Annotated in this window: 14 protein-coding genes; 7 read left to right on the top strand and 7 right to left on the bottom strand. The window is 60.2% G+C overall.

Translation table 11 applies throughout. The annotated features are described in order from the left end of the window. Nucleotides 1–21 precede the first annotated feature (21 nt). Nucleotides 22–1,830 (bottom strand): sodium-extruding oxaloacetate decarboxylase subunit alpha, encoded by a 1,809-nt coding sequence (gene oadA, locus ACF8GF_RS14305; protein WP_209969087.1) that lies wholly within the window; start codon nucleotides 1,828–1,830, stop codon nucleotides 22–24. Between the two features lie 11 nt (nucleotides 1,831–1,841). Beyond that, nucleotides 1,842–3,257 (bottom strand): acetyl-CoA carboxylase biotin carboxylase subunit, encoded by a 1,416-nt coding sequence (locus ACF8GF_RS14310; protein ID WP_003253279.1) that lies wholly within the window; start codon nucleotides 3,255–3,257, stop codon nucleotides 1,842–1,844. Between the two features lie 189 nt (nucleotides 3,258–3,446). Here ACF8GF_RS14310 and ACF8GF_RS14315 point away from each other — a divergent pair, with 189 nt between their 5' ends. Further along, the gene (locus ACF8GF_RS14315) at nucleotides 3,447–4,409 is read left to right on the top strand and encodes a LysR family transcriptional regulator (RefSeq protein ID WP_392461478.1); all 963 of its coding nucleotides are present in this window, start codon (nucleotides 3,447–3,449) and stop codon (nucleotides 4,407–4,409) included. Here ACF8GF_RS14315 and ACF8GF_RS14320 read toward each other — a convergent pair. Together ACF8GF_RS14320 and hexR are read right to left on the bottom strand one after the other, a co-directional pair. Further along, nucleotides 4,351–4,569 carry a PA3496 family putative envelope integrity protein gene (locus ACF8GF_RS14320; protein WP_061405728.1) on the bottom strand — a complete coding sequence of 73 codons (219 nt, stop codon included), beginning with the start codon at nucleotides 4,567–4,569 and terminating at the stop codon, nucleotides 4,351–4,353. The two genes, ACF8GF_RS14315 and ACF8GF_RS14320, sit on opposite strands and share 59 nt — an antisense overlap. A 211-nt stretch (nucleotides 4,570–4,780) precedes the next feature. Continuing rightward, on the bottom strand, nucleotides 4,781–5,647 hold the full coding sequence (gene hexR, locus ACF8GF_RS14325; RefSeq protein ID WP_003253273.1) for a transcriptional regulator HexR: 867 nt from the start codon (nucleotides 5,645–5,647) through the stop codon (nucleotides 4,781–4,783). 103 nt (nucleotides 5,648–5,750) lie between these two features. Here hexR and zwf point away from each other — a divergent pair, with 103 nt between their 5' ends. From zwf to ACF8GF_RS14345, 4 genes are all read left to right on the top strand, one after another. Beyond that, nucleotides 5,751–7,193 (top strand): glucose-6-phosphate dehydrogenase, encoded by a 1,443-nt coding sequence (gene zwf / locus ACF8GF_RS14330; RefSeq protein ID WP_176682925.1) that lies wholly within the window; start codon nucleotides 5,751–5,753, stop codon nucleotides 7,191–7,193. A gap of 213 nt (nucleotides 7,194–7,406) precedes the next feature. After that, complete coding sequence (gene uvrD / locus ACF8GF_RS14335) at nucleotides 7,407–9,593, top strand: DNA helicase II (RefSeq protein ID WP_176682926.1); 2,187 nt, start codon at nucleotides 7,407–7,409, stop codon at nucleotides 9,591–9,593. Between the two features lie 131 nt (nucleotides 9,594–9,724). Then, nucleotides 9,725–10,579, top strand: a complete 855-nt coding sequence (locus ACF8GF_RS14340; protein WP_176682927.1) for a Tim44 domain-containing protein — start codon at nucleotides 9,725–9,727, stop codon at nucleotides 10,577–10,579. Between the two features lie 114 nt (nucleotides 10,580–10,693). Then, nucleotides 10,694–11,101, top strand: coding sequence for an SMI1/KNR4 family protein (locus ACF8GF_RS14345; RefSeq protein WP_176682928.1), 408 nt, complete (start codon nucleotides 10,694–10,696; stop codon nucleotides 11,099–11,101). Nucleotides 11,102–11,262: 161 nt separating this feature from the next. Here ACF8GF_RS14345 and ACF8GF_RS14350 read toward each other — a convergent pair whose 3' ends face one another. Further along, nucleotides 11,263–13,023, bottom strand: coding sequence for a cation:proton antiporter (locus tag ACF8GF_RS14350; protein WP_176682929.1), 1,761 nt, complete (start codon nucleotides 13,021–13,023; stop codon nucleotides 11,263–11,265). Between the two features lie 337 nt (nucleotides 13,024–13,360). Here ACF8GF_RS14350 and ACF8GF_RS14355 point away from each other — a divergent pair, with 337 nt between their 5' ends. Next, the gene (locus tag ACF8GF_RS14355; RefSeq protein WP_003253263.1) at nucleotides 13,361–13,846 is read left to right on the top strand and encodes an acyl-CoA thioesterase; all 486 of its coding nucleotides are present in this window, start codon (nucleotides 13,361–13,363) and stop codon (nucleotides 13,844–13,846) included. Here the strand turns inward: ACF8GF_RS14355 and pdxY are convergent. After that, nucleotides 13,843–14,715, bottom strand: a complete 873-nt coding sequence (pdxY, locus tag ACF8GF_RS14360) for a pyridoxal kinase PdxY (protein ID WP_392487791.1) — start codon at nucleotides 14,713–14,715, stop codon at nucleotides 13,843–13,845. The genes ACF8GF_RS14355 and pdxY overlap by 4 nt on opposite strands. Before the next feature lie 120 nt (nucleotides 14,716–14,835). Here pdxY and ACF8GF_RS14365 point away from each other — a divergent pair, with 120 nt between their 5' ends. Beyond that, nucleotides 14,836–15,228 carry a DUF3301 domain-containing protein gene (locus ACF8GF_RS14365; protein WP_176682931.1) on the top strand — a complete coding sequence of 131 codons (393 nt, stop codon included), beginning with the start codon at nucleotides 14,836–14,838 and terminating at the stop codon, nucleotides 15,226–15,228. Here ACF8GF_RS14365 and ACF8GF_RS14370 read toward each other — a convergent pair whose 3' ends face one another. Further along, nucleotides 15,229–16,200, bottom strand: coding sequence for a CobW family GTP-binding protein (locus ACF8GF_RS14370; protein ID WP_392487792.1), 972 nt, complete (start codon nucleotides 16,198–16,200; stop codon nucleotides 15,229–15,231). Between the last annotated feature and the right edge of the window lie 26 nt (nucleotides 16,201–16,226).

Raw genomic sequence — 16,226 nt, forward strand, 5'->3', positions numbered from 1 at the left:
ACTTGTAGATGAGGGCTTAAATCAGCCCTCGATCTCGATCAGGATCTCACCTGGCGTCACGCGATCACCCTTGGCCACATGGATGGCCACGACCTTACCGGCGATGGCCGCCTGCACTTCGGTTTCCATCTTCATGGCTTCGGTTATCAAGACGGCCTGGCCGGCCTTGACCATGTCACCTTCCTTGACCAGCACATCAACGATGTTCCCTGGCATGGTGGTGCTTACGTGGCCAGGGTCAGTCGCTTGCTTGCGCTTGCTGCCGCCACCGCTGACGAACTCGTTGAGTGGCTCGAAGACCACTTCTTCCGGCATGCCGTCGATCGACAGGTAGAAGTGACGCTTGCCTTCGGCTTTCACGCCCACACCGGTGATGTCAACGCGGTAGGTTTCGCCGTGAACGTCGATGACGAACTCGGTCGGCACGCCTTCACCACCGGGCGCAGCCACGGCACCGGCTTCCGGAATCGGCAGCAGAACTTCAGGCGTCAGCGTGCCAGCTTCGCGTTCTTCGAGGAACTTGCGGCCAATGTCAGGGAACATGGCGAAGGTCAGCACGTCTTCTTCGCAACGGGCCAAGGTACCGATGTCGCTACGCAGCTTGGCCATTTCCGGCTTCAGCAGATCAGCCGGGCGCACATCGATCACGTCTTCGCTGCCGATAGCCTGGCGACGCAGTTGCTCGTTGACCACACCCGGTGCCTTGCCATAACCACCTTGCAGGTACAACTTCACCTCGTTGGTGATGGTCTTGTAGCGCTCACCAGCCAGCACGTTGAAGAACGCCTGGGTGCCGACGATCTGCGAGGTCGGGGTGACCAGCGGTGGGAAGCCGAGGTCTTCACGCACACGCGGGATCTCGGCCAGCACTTCGTTCATGCGGTTGAGGGCGCCCTGCTCCTTGAGCTGGTTGGCCAGGTTGGAAATCATGCCGCCCGGTACCTGGTTGACCTGCACGCGGGTGTCCACCGTTGTGAACTCGCTTTCGAACTGGTGGTACTTCTTGCGCACGGCGTAGAAGTACAAGCCGATTTCCTGCAGAAGCTCCAGGTCCAGGCCGGTGTCGAACTCGCTGCCCTTGAGTGCAGCAACCATCGACTCGGTACCTGGATGGCTGGTGCCCCAGGCGAAGCTGGAGATGGCAGTGTCGATGTGGTCGGCGCCATTTTCCACTGCCTTGAGCTGGCACATGGCAGCCAGGCCGGCGGTATCGTGGGAGTGGATGAACACCGGCAGCGACTGTTCAGCCTTCAGCGCCTTGACCAGTTCGCCAGTGGCGAACGGGGTCAGCAGGCCAGCCATGTCCTTGATCGCCACCGAGTCGCAACCCATGGCTTCCATCTGCTTGGCCTGCTTCACGAAGGCTTCGATGGTGTGTACCGGGCTGGTGGTGTAAGCGATGGTGCCCTGGGCGTGCTTGCCGGCGGCCTTGACCGCTTCGATGGCCACGCGCAGGTTACGCACGTCGTTCATGGCGTCGAAAATGCGGAACACATCGATGCCGTTGACCGCAGCCTTGGCGACGAAGGCCTTGACCACGTCGTCGCTGTAGTGGCGGTAGCCCAGCAGGTTCTGACCGCGAAGCAGCATTTGCAGGCGGGTGTTGGGCAGCGCCGCGCGCAGCTTGCGCAGGCGCTCCCACGGGTCTTCCTTGAGGAAGCGCACGCAGGCGTCGAAGGTGGCACCACCCCAGACTTCCAGCGACCAGTAGCCGACCTTGTCGAGCTTGTCACAGATCGGCAGCATGTCTTCGGTACGCATGCGGGTGGCCAGCAGGGACTGGTGGGCGTCGCGCAGGATCGTGTCGGTTACGTGAATTTTCTTGGACATTATGGGGTTCCTCACAGGCCTGCGTGGGCGGCGATGGCGGCAGCGATGGCCAGGGCCAGCTCTTCGGGTTTGCGCTTGATCGAGTAGTTGGTCAATTCAGGGTGGCTTTCGACGAAGCTGGTATTGAACTGGCCGCTACGGAATTCCGGATTGCGCAGGATTTCCTGGTAGTACGCGGCGGTGGTCTTCACCCCTTGCACGCGCATGTCGTCCAGGGCCCGCAGGCCGCGGTCCATGGCTTCTTCCCAGGTCAACGCCCACACCACCAGTTTCAGGCACATGGAGTCGTAGAACGGCGGAATGGTATAGCCGGTGTAGATCGCCGTGTCGGTACGCACGCCCGGGCCGCCGGGGGCGTAGTAACGGGTGATCTTGCCGAAGCTGGGCAGGAAGTTGTTTTTCGGGTCTTCAGCATTGATACGGAACTGCAAGGCGTAGCCACGGTGCTGAATATCTTCCTGCTTGACCGACAGTGGCAGCCCCGAGGCAATGCGGATCTGCTCACGAACGATGTCGATCCCGGTGATTTCCTCGGTGATGGTGTGTTCCACCTGCACCCGGGTGTTCATTTCCATGAAGTACACTTCGCCATCGGCGAGCAGGAACTCCACGGTACCGGCGTTCTCGTAATTCACCGCTTTGGCCGCACGTACCGCCAGGTCACCGATGTAGGCACGCTGTTCGGGAGTGAGCTGTGGGCTGGGGGCAATTTCGATGAGCTTCTGGTTACGGCGCTGGATAGAGCAGTCGCGCTCGAACAGGTGCACTACGTTGCCGAAGCTGTCACCGAGAATTTGCGCCTCGATGTGCTTCGGGTTGACGATGCACTTCTCCAGGAACACTTCGGCCGAACCAAAGGCCTTGGTCGCCTCGGAAATGACCCGCGGGAAATTCTGTTCCAGTTCTTCACGGCTATTGCAACGGCGAATACCGCGACCGCCACCACCGGAGGTGGCCTTGAGCATCACCGGATAACCGATGCGGTCACCTTCGCTCAGGGCTTCATGAATATCGGCAACGTTGCCTTCGGTGCCCGGGGTTACCGGCACACCGGCGGCGATCATGGTGCGGCGCGCTTCGGTCTTGTCGCCCATACGGCGGATCACGTCGGCGGCCGGGCCAATGAACTTGATCCCGCGCTCGGCGCAAATCTCTGCCAGTTCGGCGTTTTCCGAAAGGAAACCATAGCCCGGGTGCAAGGCATCACAGCCGGTTTCCACAGCCAGGTTCACCAGCTTGCGCGGGTTCAGGTAACCGGCCAGCGGCTCGGCACCGATGCTGTGGGCTTCGTCAGCGCGCTTGACGTGCAAGGCATGCCGGTCGGCGTCGGAAAAGATCGCTACCGAGCGAATGCCCATCTCGGCGCAAGCACGCACGATCCGAACTGCGATTTCACCTCGGTTGGCGATCAGGATTTTTTTTATCACTGGAGTCTTCCCAAAGCCGTAGGAACAGTCGAGCCGGTTCTACCGGTCGGCGCGTGACCAGACGTTGCTGGCCAGTCGCGTAATCACCCTAGCGCTGTAGGTCGATAAACAAAAATCAATATTTGTTAGAGGCTGTATTAGTAAAAGCTTATAGTTGGGTAACAGGGTGTTGCCGAGGAGCCGATTAAAATGCGTAAGTCATTGATGCGTATGACATTGCGTCAACTCCAGATCTTCAATGAGGTGTGCGATTTGCGCTCGTACAGCCGTGCTGCGGAGGAGATGGCGCTGACGCAACCCGCCGTTAGTCTACAGATCCGCCAGCTTGAAGAGCTGATCGGCCAGCCGCTGTTCGAGTACGTGGGCAAGAAGCTCTACCTGACTGAGGCGGCCGAGGCCCTTCAGCGCGCCAGCCACGATATCTTCGGGCGCCTGGAAAGCCTGGACATGCAGCTTTCGGACATGCAGGGCTCATTGCAGGGCCAGTTGAAACTGGCGATCGAGTCCAGTGCCAAGTACTTCGTGCCACACCTGTTCGCCGCCTTCAAGCAGCGTCACCCGGAGGTCAACCTGACCCTGACGGTAGTCAACCGCGCCCAAGCCATCCGCCGCCTTTCCGATAACCGCGACGACCTGATCATCATGTCGATGGTGCCGCAAGACATGGGCCTGGAGTTTCTGCCGTTCCTCAACAACCCGATCGTTGCGGTGGCCCCGCCGCAGCACCCGCTGTGCAAGCTGGAGCATTTGCGCATGCAGGACCTGGAGCCTCATACCCTGTTAATCCGCGAGCAAGGTTCGGGAACACGCAAGGCGTGCGAAGAGTACTTCAAGGACAAGCGCGTGCATTTCGCCCAAACGCTTGAAGTAGCCTCGGCCGATGCCCAACGCGAATGCGTGATCGCCGGCTTGGGGATCGCCCTGCTGACCCGCCATGCAGTCAACCTGGAACTGGCCACCGGGGTGCTGAAGGAATTGCCGGTCGAGGAACTGCCGCTGTACCGTAGCTGGTGCGTGGTGCAGGCCAAGGCCAAGCGACAGTCGCCGGTGGCCTTGGCATTTCTGGCATTCATCCGCGGCGAACGTGCGCTGATCAGCGCGCTTGTTGAACGTTTTTCGGGGAAGTTGCCGCCGACGACTGCCATACCGTGAGTGCTTGCAGCTCAGGGTAGTCCGCCAGGTCGCGGAGCAGTTGACGTTGGTCGCAATAGCTCTCGATCGCGCGGCGGTATTCCATACGGCGCTGATCCTTTTCCTGCTGCTTGCGAGCCTTGGCGTTGGGTTGGTACGTACCGTCGAAGTCACGAGCCATTGCCTGTCTCCCAGATAGGATGCGGGAGTTTCAGACTGGCCTTGATGGTTTACCGTTTTGCGGTGGAATGGTGACAGAATCGTGAATTTTCACTGCCTGTACCGGCCTCTTCGCGGGCTTGCCCGCTCCCACAGGAATGGCACCGATTTATACAGGTGCACAGTACCTGTGGGAGCGGGCAAGCCCGCGAAGAGGCCAGTACAGGTTGAATTCAGTCGTCTGTAGCCTTGATCGATTTGGGCGACAGACGCAAGCTGCGCAAGCTGCGCTTCACGCTCTTCAGGTGGTTGACCAGGCTTGGCCCGCGCGCCATGGCAACGCCCATGGCCAGCACGTCGATCACCACCAGATGGGCAATACGCGAGGTCAGAGGGGTGTAGATCTCGGTGTCCTCATGCACGTCGATCGCCAGGTTGACCGTCGACAGCTCGGCCAGCGGCGTCTGGCTGGGGCACAGGGTAATCAGGTTGGCGCCGCTCTCACGCACCAGGTTGGCAGTGATCAGCAGGTCCTTGGAACGGCCCGACTGGGAAATACACACCGCCACATCACCCGGTTTCAGGGTAACCGCCGACATCGCTTGCATGTGCGGGTCGGAATACGCTGCCGCGCTGAGCAGCAGGCGGAAGAACTTGTGCTGGGCATCGGCTGCAACCGCACCGGACGCGCCAAAGCCATAGAACTCTACCCGCTGCGCCTGGGCCATGGCGCTCACTGCTTGTTGCAGCGCCTGCGGATCAAGGTGCTCGCGCACTTCCATCAGGGTGTGGAGGGTGGTGTCGAAGATCTTCAGACTGTAGTCGGCGACCGAGTCATCTTCGTGGATGGCGAACTGACCGAAGCTGGCCCCGGCAGCCAGGCTTTGCGCCAGCTTCAGCTTCAGGTCCTGGAAGCCCGAGCAGCCGATGGCCCGGCAGAAACGCACGATGGTCGGCTCACTGATACCCACGCTGTGCGCCAAGTCGGCCATGGAGCTGTGCATGACGGCAGCCGGGTCGAGCAGCACGTGGTCGGCCACTTTCAGTTCCGATTTGCGCAGCAGGTGGCGCGATTGGGCGATATGTTGCAACAGATTCACAGGCTGGACTCGGTTATGATCGGCTTGCCGGGTTGTAGCTTTCTTGTAGTTATACTACATGGACGCCAACCCGCCCAGTTAAACGAACGTGGAGAGTGGTGGTTTGACTATTCCTTGCGACATTCTGGTCTTCGGCGGCACCGGCGATCTGGCCCTGCACAAATTGCTTCCGGCGCTCTACCACCTGTTTCGCGAGGCCCGTCTGAACCCTGCCGTGCGGGTCATCGCACTGGCCAGGCGCAACCTGCCACGCATCGACTATCTGAAGCTCGCCGAACGCCATTGTCGGGCGCAGATTGCCCGCAGTGACTTCGACGAAGAGGTGTGGCAGCGGTTTTCCGCACGTGTCGACTACTTCCCGATGGATGCTTCACAGAGCGCCGACTTCGGCCGCCTGGCACGCTACCTGGGCGAACCCGGTGGGCTGACGCGCATCTTCTACCTGGCCACCGCCCCCAACCTGTTCGTACCGATTGCCAACCACCTGCGCATTGCCGGACTGGCCGACACCGAAGCGCGCATCGTGCTGGAAAAGCCGATCGGCCATTCGCTGGAATCAGCCACTGCCATCAATGAAGCGATTGGCACGGTGTTCGAGGAAAGCCAGGTGTTTCGCATCGACCACTATCTGGGCAAGGAAACCGTGCAGAACCTGATGGCCCTGCGTTTTGCCAATGCCCTGCTGGAGCCAGTGTGGCGCAACAACCAGGTCGACCATGTCCAGATCAGCGTTTGCGAGACGCTGGGCGTAGAAAACCGCGGTGCCTACTACGACCGCGCCGGGGCTATTCGCGACATGCTGCAGAACCACCTGCTGCAACTGCTGTGCCTGGTGGCCATGGAGCCACCCGCGCAGTTCGAGGCCGAAGCGGTACGCGACGAAAAGGTGAAAATCCTGCGCGCCCTCAAGCCGATCACTGGCCAGGATGTACAGGACAAGACAGTACGCGGCCAATATGGCGCCGGACGTATCGGCGGCCAGGAAGTGCCGGCCTACTACTTTGAAAAGGATGTCGACAACGACAGCGATACCGAGACTTTCGTGGCCATCGAGGCGCACATCGACAACTGGCGCTGGGCGGGCGTGCCTTTCTATCTGCGCACCGGCAAACGCATGGCGCGGCGCGCTTCGCAGATCGTCATCCAGTTCAAGCCAGTGCCTCACGAACTGTTCAGCGGCGGCCAGGTCAACCAGCTACTGATACAGCTGCAACCGGACGAACGCATCAGCCTGCGCATGATGACCAAGAGCCCAGGCAAGGGCATGCGCCTGGAACCCGTGGAGCTGGACCTTAATCTGGCCCAGGTGTTCAGCCAGACTCGCCGCTGGGAAGCCTACGAGCGTCTGCTGCTGGATGTGCTCGAAGGTGATTCGACACTGTTCATGCGCCGCGATGAAGTGGAAGCAGCCTGGGCCTGGGTAGATCCAATCATCAAGGGCTGTGAAGAACACTTCCAGGCACCCCGCCCCTACCCGGCTGGCAGTTTCGGGCCCGAGCAAGCCAACAGCCTGCTCGCCAGGCATGGCAGGCGCTGGCATGGCTGAATGACCTGCGCGATGGCGCGACCTTTAATCTGAAACAGCAGCAGATGAAGTTCGAAGGTGCGAAATCCATAACGTGAAGGCCATCGACTGACCATGCCTCCGCCAGCTTGCGCAGGCCGTGACCTGGCCTCGGCCGATGAGCGGGATGCCGCCAGGTGAATATTCATACAGTAGATATTTGCCCCTTACCCGGCATCGCCCTAGAATGGCCCGATGCGCACAGACGACCTCTCTCTCCTGCTGAATTCCCTCAACGATGCCCAACGCCAGGCCGTAGCGGCCACGCTCGGGCGTCAACTGGTGCTTGCCGGCGCCGGTTCCGGTAAAACCCGCGTGCTGGTACACCGCATCGCCTGGCTGATCCAGGTCGAGCAGGCGTCGCCGCACTCGATCCTGTCGGTGACGTTCACCAACAAGGCCGCGGCAGAAATGCGCCAGCGGATCGAGCAACTGCTGGGCATCAACCCGGCAGGCATGTGGGTCGGTACCTTCCACGGCCTGGCCCATCGCCTGTTGCGGGCCCACTGGCAGGAAGCGCGGCTGGTGCAGAACTTCCAGATCCTCGACAGCGACGACCAGCAGCGCCTGATCAAGCGGGTGATGCGCGAGTTGGGCCTGGACGAGCAGAAGTGGCCGGCACGCCAGGCCCAGTGGTTCATCAACGGGCAGAAAGACGAAGGCCTGCGCCCGCAGCATATCCAGGCGGGGGGCGACCTGTTCCTGGCGACCATGCGCGAGGTCTATACGGCCTACGAGCAGGCGTGCGAGCGCGCCGGTGTCATCGATTTCTCCGAGCTGCTGCTTCGCGCCCTGGACCTGTGGCGTGACCACCCGGGCCTGCTGGAACACTATCAGCGACGCTTCCGCCACGTGCTGGTGGACGAGTTCCAGGATACCAACGCCGTGCAGTACGCCTGGTTGCGCCTGCTGGCACGCGGCGGCGACAGCCTGATGGCGGTAGGCGATGACGACCAGTCGATCTACGGCTGGCGCGGCGCCAAGATCGAAAATATTCACCAGTACACCGCCGACTTCCCCGACGCCGAAATGATCCGCCTGGAGCAGAACTACCGCTCCACCGGCGGCATCCTCAAGGCGGCCAACGCGCTGATCGCCAACAACAGCGGGCGCCTGGGCAAGGAACTGTGGACCGACATGGGCGAAGGCGAACCACTGACCCTGTACGCGGCCTACAACGAGCACGATGAAGCGCGCTATGTCGTGGAAACCATCGAGAGCCTGGTCAAGCAGGGTAATGCGCGCAACGAGATCGCCATCCTGTACCGCTCCAACGCCCAGTCGCGAGTGCTGGAAGAAGCCCTGCTGCGCGAGCGCATCCCCTACCGCATCTATGGCGGCCAGCGCTTCTTCGAGCGCGCAGAAATCAAGAATGCCATGGCTTACCTGCGCCTGATCGAAGGGCGTGGCAACGATGCCGCTCTGGAGCGGGTGATCAACGTGCCGCCGCGCGGTATTGGCGAAAAAACCGTCGAAGCCATCCGCGAGCACGCCCGCCACAGCCAGCTGTCCATGTGGGAGGCCATGTGCCAACTGCTCGCCGCCAAGGCCCTGAAAGGCCGCGCTGCCAGTGCCCTGGGGGCCTTTATCGAGCTGATCGAGGGGCTGGCCGCCAAGGTCGTGGACATGCCGCTGCATACCATGACCCAGACCACCATCGAACAGTCCGGCCTGATCACCTATCACCAGGAAGAAAAAGGTGAAAAGGGCCAGGCACGGGTAGAAAACCTTGAGGAACTGGTCAGTGCGGCACGCAACTTCGAGTCCACCGACGAAGACGCCGACCTGTCCCCGCTCTCGGCCTTCCTTGGCCACGCCTCACTCGAAGCTGGCGATACTCAGGCTGACGAGCATGAAGACAGCATCCAGCTGATGACCCTGCACAGCGCCAAAGGCCTGGAATTCCCCTATGTGTTCCTGGTGGGCATGGAAGAAGGCTTGTTCCCGCACAAGATGAGCCTGGAAGAACCCGGCCGCCTGGAAGAGGAACGACGCCTGGCTTATGTAGGCATCACCCGCGCCATGCGCCAGTTGGTCATGACCTACGCCGAAACACGCCGCCTTTATGGCAGCGAGACTTACAACAAGGTGTCGCGTTTCGTGCGTGAAATTCCGGCAGGCCTGGTTCAGGAAGTACGCCTGTCCAACAGCGTCAGCCGCCCGTTCGGCGGGGCCAAGACGGCCACCAACAGCAACCTGTTCGCCAATGCCAGCATTCCGCAGACCGCGTTCAACCTTGGCCAGCGTGTGCAGCATGCGGTATTCGGCGAAGGCGTAATCCTCAATTTCGAAGGTTCTGGCGCTCAGGCGCGGGTGCAGGTGAATTTTGCCGAAGGTAGTAAATGGCTGATGCTGGGGTATGCCAAGCTCGAGGCTATCTAAAGCCCACAAGGGTCGGGCCCCCAGCTTTGTAACATTCAGGCAAAAGCTCGAAACATTATGTCGCTGGTCATGTGCCCGGGAACCTGTGCACCATGACGCGCGTGCAATCCACCACAGGGGATATCCCACTTATGCAACGTTTTCTTAGCATCGCACTGGCGCTCTGCGTCGGCCTGACGCTGAGCCTGGACGCCAGCGCCAAGCGTTTCGGCGGCGGCAAGAGCTCGGGCTCCGCGCCTATCCACCAGACCCGCCAGGCTACGCCAACCACGCCTGCTGCCGCGCCGACCGCACCTGGCCGTGCACCGGCTGCCGCCAGCGGTGCTTCGCGCTGGTTGGGCCCACTGGCTGGCCTCGCCGCCGGTGGCCTGCTGGCTTCCATGTTCATGGGCGACGGTTTCGAAGGCTTCCAGATCATGGACTTCCTGATCGTGGCGCTTATCGCCTTCCTCGTGTTCCGCTTCATCGCCGCGCGTCGCCGCCAGCAGCAGCCACAAATGGCCATGCCGGGCCATGCGCCGATGCAGCGTGAGGCTCACGCTCAGCCTTCGCAGCCGTCGATTTTCGGTGGTTCAGCCGCACCCGCTGCCGCAGCCGCCCCGGTGATCAACGCGCCGGCCTGGTTCAACGAGCAGAGCTTCCTGGCAGCAGCCCGTAGCCATTTCCAGTCGCTGCAGCAGCACTGGGACGCCAACGAAATGGACAAGATCAGCGAGTTCGTTACCCCGCAAATGCTCGAGTTCCTCAAGCGTGAGCGTGCTGAACTGGGCGATGGCTTCCAATCTACCTACATCGATAACCTGGAAGTGCAACTGGACGGTGTCGATGACCGCGCCGACCGCACCGACGCTACCCTGACCTTCCGTGGCGTATCGAAGAATTCGCGCTTCGACCAGGGCGAAGTGTTCAGCGAAAGCTGGCACATGGTTCGCGCCCAAGGCGAGAACCAGCCTTGGCTGGTAGCCGGTATCCGTCAAAACGGCTAATCGCTGCGTGCTAAACAGAGAACCCCGGGCTTGCCCGGGGTTTTTTGCTTTTGCCAAAGTGGGCTACTAGGGTATAAGGCGCAGCGTTGTCATCTAGGTCAGAGGAAGTGAACCGTGGAAGAAGTGATCGAACAACTCCGTGAAGCGAATGAGCCGGTACCGGTGCCCCTGGAGCTTCCCGACGAAGACCAGCTGGTAGAGATCGAAGAGCAGCTGTTCATCAATATTCCATTCGTGTTCAAAGAGTTTCTGCTGACCGTAAGTGATGTGGTTTACGGCTCCCTTGAGCCTGTTACCGTCACTGATCCGCAGTCGCACACCTACCTGCCAGATGTGGCCTCCAACGCCTGGGATGCCGGCGTACCGCGCGACCTGATTCCACTGTGCCAGGACGGCGACAATTACTATTGCGTGGAAGAAGACGGCACCGTGGTGCTATGGGATGCCGAAGAGGAAGGTGTCGGCGAAGACAGTTGGGAATCGGTGTGGCATTGGGCGCGAGATGTTTGGCTGGAGAGCTGATTTCTAGCGCCTGTAGAGAAATCCACGCGATTCCAGGCTGGAAAAAAGACGGCTGAGGCCATCAATGTAGTTAAAGTCGCCAGGCTTTCTGCGCCTGGCGACAGGGATATCGCCCCCATTCCCTTGGGCGACGGTGAAATACTGCACAGGGCGTGTTCCCCTCATTGCGAGTTCTCGCGACTGTTCTCCAGCGTCTCTAGCAAGGCAATCTGCATACGCGTATGCACGCGGATGAACCAGCGCCACAACAACGCCACCACCACTGCAGCTACGACAGCAATCACCAGCAGTAACTCGCTAGTCGGCAAAATACTCGCCGACAATGCCGACAGCAGCAGGAAAATTACCAGCAGCGACAATAGCGGGATCACCTCAGCAATCACGCGACGCACACGCTGGGTATGCCGCCCGGCCATTTCTGGCTTGACGCCCATTTCTGCAAGCAGCATCGACAGGGCCTTGAGCTTGCGGTAGGCGGCGATCAGGAATGGCAGCGACAGCAACAACGCTGCGCCCCAGATCAACGCCTTCTGCAGACTAACATCGCTTACCCACTCGCTGAGCCAGTTGCCGATACGCGCTGCAAAGTAGCCCCCGCTGAAAAAGATGGCGATCACCAGCGCCAGGTTCACCCCCACCTGCAACAGGATGCGCCGGATCATCGCAACCAGCATGGCACTCTCGCCCTGCGGCTGGATGTTGCGCAACCACTCGCCATACAACGAAAGCACCCGTGCCAGGCGAGCAGGCACCATATTGCCCAACTTCTGCGACAACGGGTCGGCCGCGCGGATCAGGTACGGTGTCAACAGCGTGGTGATTGCCGATACCGCCACCGCCACCGGGTACAGGAAATCGCTGGTCACCTGCAAGGTCATACCCAGCGCGGCAATGATGAAGGAGAACTCGCCGATCTGCGAAAGACCCATGCCCACACGCAGTGACGTGCGCCCGTCATTACCGGCAATGAACGCCCCCATACCACAAGACAGCATCTTGCCCAGTACCACCGCCAAGGTGATGACCACGATCGGCCAGGCATAGTCGAGGAGCACCTGAGGGTCAATCAGCAGACCGATGGCGACGAAGAAGATGGCACTGAACAGGTCACGTACGGGCTCGATCAGCCGTTCAATCTTCAATAACTGGCGTGATTCGGCCATGATCGCGCCAATCAGGAAAGCGCCCAGTACCATGCTGTATTCCAGCTTCACAACCAGCAGGCAGAAGCCGAAACACAGGCCCAGAACGGTGATCAGCAACATTTCGTTGCTTTCGAACCTGGCGACATAGGCCAATAACCGCGGCACCAGCAAAATACCGATGACCAGAGCGACGATCATGAACAGCGACAGCTTGCCGACAGTGGAGAACACCTCGCCCGAGCTGACCGTGCCGCTGACCGCGATGCCTGACAGCAGGGCAATGATACCGATGCCAAGTATGTCCTCGACGATCAGCACACCAAAAATCAGCTGGGCAAAGCGCTCGTTCTTCATCTTCAAGTCGTTGAGCGCCTTGACGATGATGGTTGTGGAGGAGATGGCCAGGATAGCGCCCAGGAACAGTGAATCCATGGTGCTCCAGCCAAACCAACGGCCAATCTCGAAGCCGATCCAGATCATCAGCACGATTTCCAGGAACGCTGCGATGAATGCCGTGGCGCCGACCTTGAACAGCTTGCGTAGGCTGAACTCGAGCCCCAGACAGAACATGAGGAATATCACACCCAGTTCAGCGAGGATCTTGATGGTTTCCTCATCATGAATCAGGCCGAACGGCGGGGTGTGCGGGCCAATGATGAAGCCGGCGACAATGTAGCCCAGCACCACCGGCTGCTTGAGGCGGTGAAAAAGAATGGTGACGACGCCAGCGATCAGCATGATGACTGCCAGGTCCTGGATGAAGCTGATGGCATGCATGGCGTGATACTCCTTATCTCGTCTTCTTATGAATGCCTGGGCAGACCCCCTGTCGAGGCAAAACCGAGCGAGCAGCAAGTACATACTGTATTGAATGCAGAGACGCCCATGTTGCATGGGCGTACTCAGGTTAACATCGCACCCCGCCGCTAAAAGTCGGTGCAATATGCAGAAACAGATCGGCTGGAAAAGCGCTCGCGATGGCATGATCAGCGTGACGACAGCGCGCCAGCCAACGTCCCGTATCAGCAAGGCAAATTCAGAGAGGGGAACAACAGTGTCAGCAGATAACGCCCTCCATTCGCCCGATTCAGCGCAACCTCACCGTGAGCACACTATGGAACCTGGAAACGCCCAGCTGAGCATGACCGTCCTGATGACCCCGGACATGGCCAACTTCTCTGGCAACGTACATGGCGGCACCCTGCTCAAGTACCTCGATGAAGTGGCTTATGCATGCGCCAGCCGTTATGCCGGCAGTTATGTGGTGACCCTGTCGGTCGACCAGGTGATCTTCCGTGAACCCGTACACGTGGGTGAACTGGTGACCTTCCTGGCGTCGGTCAACTACACCGGCAACACTTCAATGGAAGTTGGCATCAAAGTCGTGACCGAGAACATTCGCGAGCGCTCGGTGCGCCATTCCAACAGCTGCTTCTTCACCATGGTCGCGGTCGATGACAACCGCCGCCCGGTGCCAGTGCCACCACGCCAGCCCCACAGCAGCGAAGAAAAGCGCCGCTTCCTGCAAGGCCAGCAGCGCCGGCAGATCCGCCAGGAGCTGGAAAAGCGCTACCAGGACCTGAAAACCGACGCCATTTAAAGCGCGAGCAGCTGCGCCTCGAAGCGCACCCGTGGGTGCGCAATGCGGTCCTGGGCCCGTACCAACTGCAATTCATAGCTGGCGCAGGCCTGGGTTTCCAGCAGCACTTCATGCACTGCCGCAGCCGTGAATTCGAATGCCTGCACCCAGCTGTCGCCGAGCAGCACCCGCGCCAGGAACAGCCCTGAGGTCAGGTCACCCACCCCCACCGGCTGACGCGGAAACGCCAGCAGCGGACGGCGCAGGTGCCAACACTGCTCGGCAGTCACCAGCAGCATTTCAAACTGATCTTCGGCCCGCCCGGGATAAACCAGGTGCTTGACCAGTACAACCTGCGGCCCACGCTGCAGAAGGCTGCGCGCCATGTTCACGCAATCCTCCAGCGACTGGGCGCGGCGCCCACAGAAGCTGTCCAGCTCCAGCTGGTTGGGGCACAGGATGTCCGCCGTGGCTGCCGCCTCGTCAAGCAGGAACTCACTGACTTCCGGCGGCACGATGCAGCCCTTCTCCGGGTGCCCCATGACCGGGTCGCACAGGTACAAGGCCTTTGGGTTCACGGTCTTGATCCGCTCGACGCCAGCCAGGATCGCTCGCCCTTGTTCGGCGCTGCCCAGGTAGCCGGAAAGCACCGCATCGCAGTGGCCCAGCTCGCCGATGTTGGAAATGCCTTCCACCAACGCAGGAATTTGCGCTGGGGCAAGCACTTCACCCGCCCACTGGCCATACTGTGTGTGATTGGAGAACTGCACGGTATTGAGCGGCCAGGCATTGACCCCGATACGCTGCATGGGGAATACCGCGGCGCTGTTGCCGGCGTGGCCGAACACCACGTGGGACTGAATGGCGAGCAGGTGCGGGGTACGTTTCATGCGGGAGTTTTCCAAAGCTGTTTCAAGGATTGTGCGCAGCGCAGTATGAACTCGATTGCCACCTGTACGACAGGCCAGGAACGCAGTTAAGCTGGATCTACCTGTTTGGAGCATATGCAAATGTTGACCCTGGAGAACCTCTTCGTCCTGATGCTGGTAGCCACGGCAGGCGCCTGGTTGTGGCACAACCATGGGTTGCGTGAAAAGGCCTTGGAACGGGTCAAACAGCATTGCGCCAAACTCGACCTGGAGTTGCTTGATGATGCCGTAGCGCTCAAGCGCATCGCCTTTGTCCGGGATGCCAATGGCCGCAAGCGCCTGGCACGCGTCTATGCCTTCGAATTCACCGTCACGGGTGAGCAACGTCACCCCGGCACCGCGACCCAGTTCGGCGCCCACAGCGTGCAGATCGAACTGGCGCCCTACCCGTTCGAAATCAAGACCCCACCACGCACCGACAACGTCATAGAGATGCAGCAATGGCGCCAGGAGCACAACCGCTGGCGCAACTGATCAACTGACGCGACATTCATTCAACCCGGCTTGCAACGCGGGTTGCGGTTGCGGCTGATCGAAAATCAGCTCGATACGGCTATCCCTGCGCCAGTCGCTGGGCTGCCAAGCGGGCATATCCCCATTCAGCCCATTGAACGACCACCAGCCCTCCATGCTGTGGATAACTCCCTTGGCCCGTCGCCATGGCAAAGCACACAAGAAAGCTTTTAGCCGCTGTGGATAAAACTGTTGGCCAGGGTGCCAGCGCCAGCCAATACTCCAACCGCCCTCCCCTTGCTGGGCAAGGCAGATCGGCTGACGGGGGTCTGTCCACAGTAATGCGGGAGCGATTCCAGGATTGTCGACAATCTGGTTTTTCAGTAATGAGCTGTCAACAATCTGTTCGGGGGCCGTCGGAAGGCCGGACAGAGGCAGTTGCCCTTGCACGGTCCACACAATGTTCCTTTCTTTAAATTTATTAGTTATCAACAACTTATGTTGTTCATCCACAGCCTCTGATTTATTGAAAACCACGTGTTCAGAGGCATTGAAAGCCTGCTGTTGAGCCTCTGTAAGCGGCTCGTTTCGAGCCATGGCCTGGGCATCCACAACCATCAAGAGTGGCTGAATTGTCAGCACTCCAACCCAAGGCGCTTGTTGCAACTGAGCCAGCAGCTGCAACGGATGGCCCAGGCCGGAAGGTTCGATAAACAGCCGGTCAGGCCGCGATTTGCGTAGCAATCGGCCCAGGCCCACCTGGAACGGCATGCCGTTGACGCAGCACAGGCAGCCACCTGCGACCTCGCCGATGACAATGCCGTCTTCGTCACGGCTGAGTAAGGCTGCATCCAGGCCGACCAGGCCGAACTCGTTGATCAATACCGCCCAGTGCTCGTTGGCTGGGCGCTGGGCCAGCAAGTGACGGATCAAAGTGGTCTTGCCAGCACCCAGCGGGCCAGCAATTACATGGGTGGGAATGTTCTGCAACATGGCGTGGCTTCAGGCGGCGGTGATGC

Source organism: Pseudomonas sp. yb_5 (assembly GCF_043103865.1).
Lineage (GTDB): Bacteria > Pseudomonadota > Gammaproteobacteria > Pseudomonadales > Pseudomonadaceae > Aquipseudomonas > Aquipseudomonas putida_Y.

Bases quoted from the DNA above. Each gene is read 5' to 3' on its own strand.
- oadA (WP_209969087.1), bottom strand. From the start codon at position 1,830: ATGTCCAAGAAAATTCACGTAACCGACACGATCCTGCGCGACGCCCAC.
- uvrD (WP_176682926.1), top strand. From the start codon at position 7,407: ATGCGCACAGACGACCTCTCTCTCCTGCTGAATTCCCTCAACGATGCC.
- ACF8GF_RS14350 (WP_176682929.1), bottom strand. From the start codon at position 13,023: ATGCATGCCATCAGCTTCATCCAGGACCTGGCAGTCATCATGCTGATC.
- ACF8GF_RS14365 (WP_176682931.1), top strand. From the start codon at position 14,836: ATGTTGACCCTGGAGAACCTCTTCGTCCTGATGCTGGTAGCCACGGCA.
- ACF8GF_RS14370 (WP_392487792.1), bottom strand. From the start codon at position 16,200: ATGTTGCAGAACATTCCCACCCATGTAATTGCTGGCCCGCTGGGTGCT.
- ACF8GF_RS14355 (WP_003253263.1), top strand. From the start codon at position 13,361: ATGGAACCTGGAAACGCCCAGCTGAGCATGACCGTCCTGATGACCCCG.
- ACF8GF_RS14315 (WP_392461478.1), top strand. From the start codon at position 3,447: ATGCGTAAGTCATTGATGCGTATGACATTGCGTCAACTCCAGATCTTC.
- pdxY (WP_392487791.1), bottom strand. From the start codon at position 14,715: ATGAAACGTACCCCGCACCTGCTCGCCATTCAGTCCCACGTGGTGTTC.
- ACF8GF_RS14320 (WP_061405728.1), bottom strand. From the start codon at position 4,569: ATGGCTCGTGACTTCGACGGTACGTACCAACCCAACGCCAAGGCTCGC.
- ACF8GF_RS14340 (WP_176682927.1), top strand. From the start codon at position 9,725: ATGCAACGTTTTCTTAGCATCGCACTGGCGCTCTGCGTCGGCCTGACG.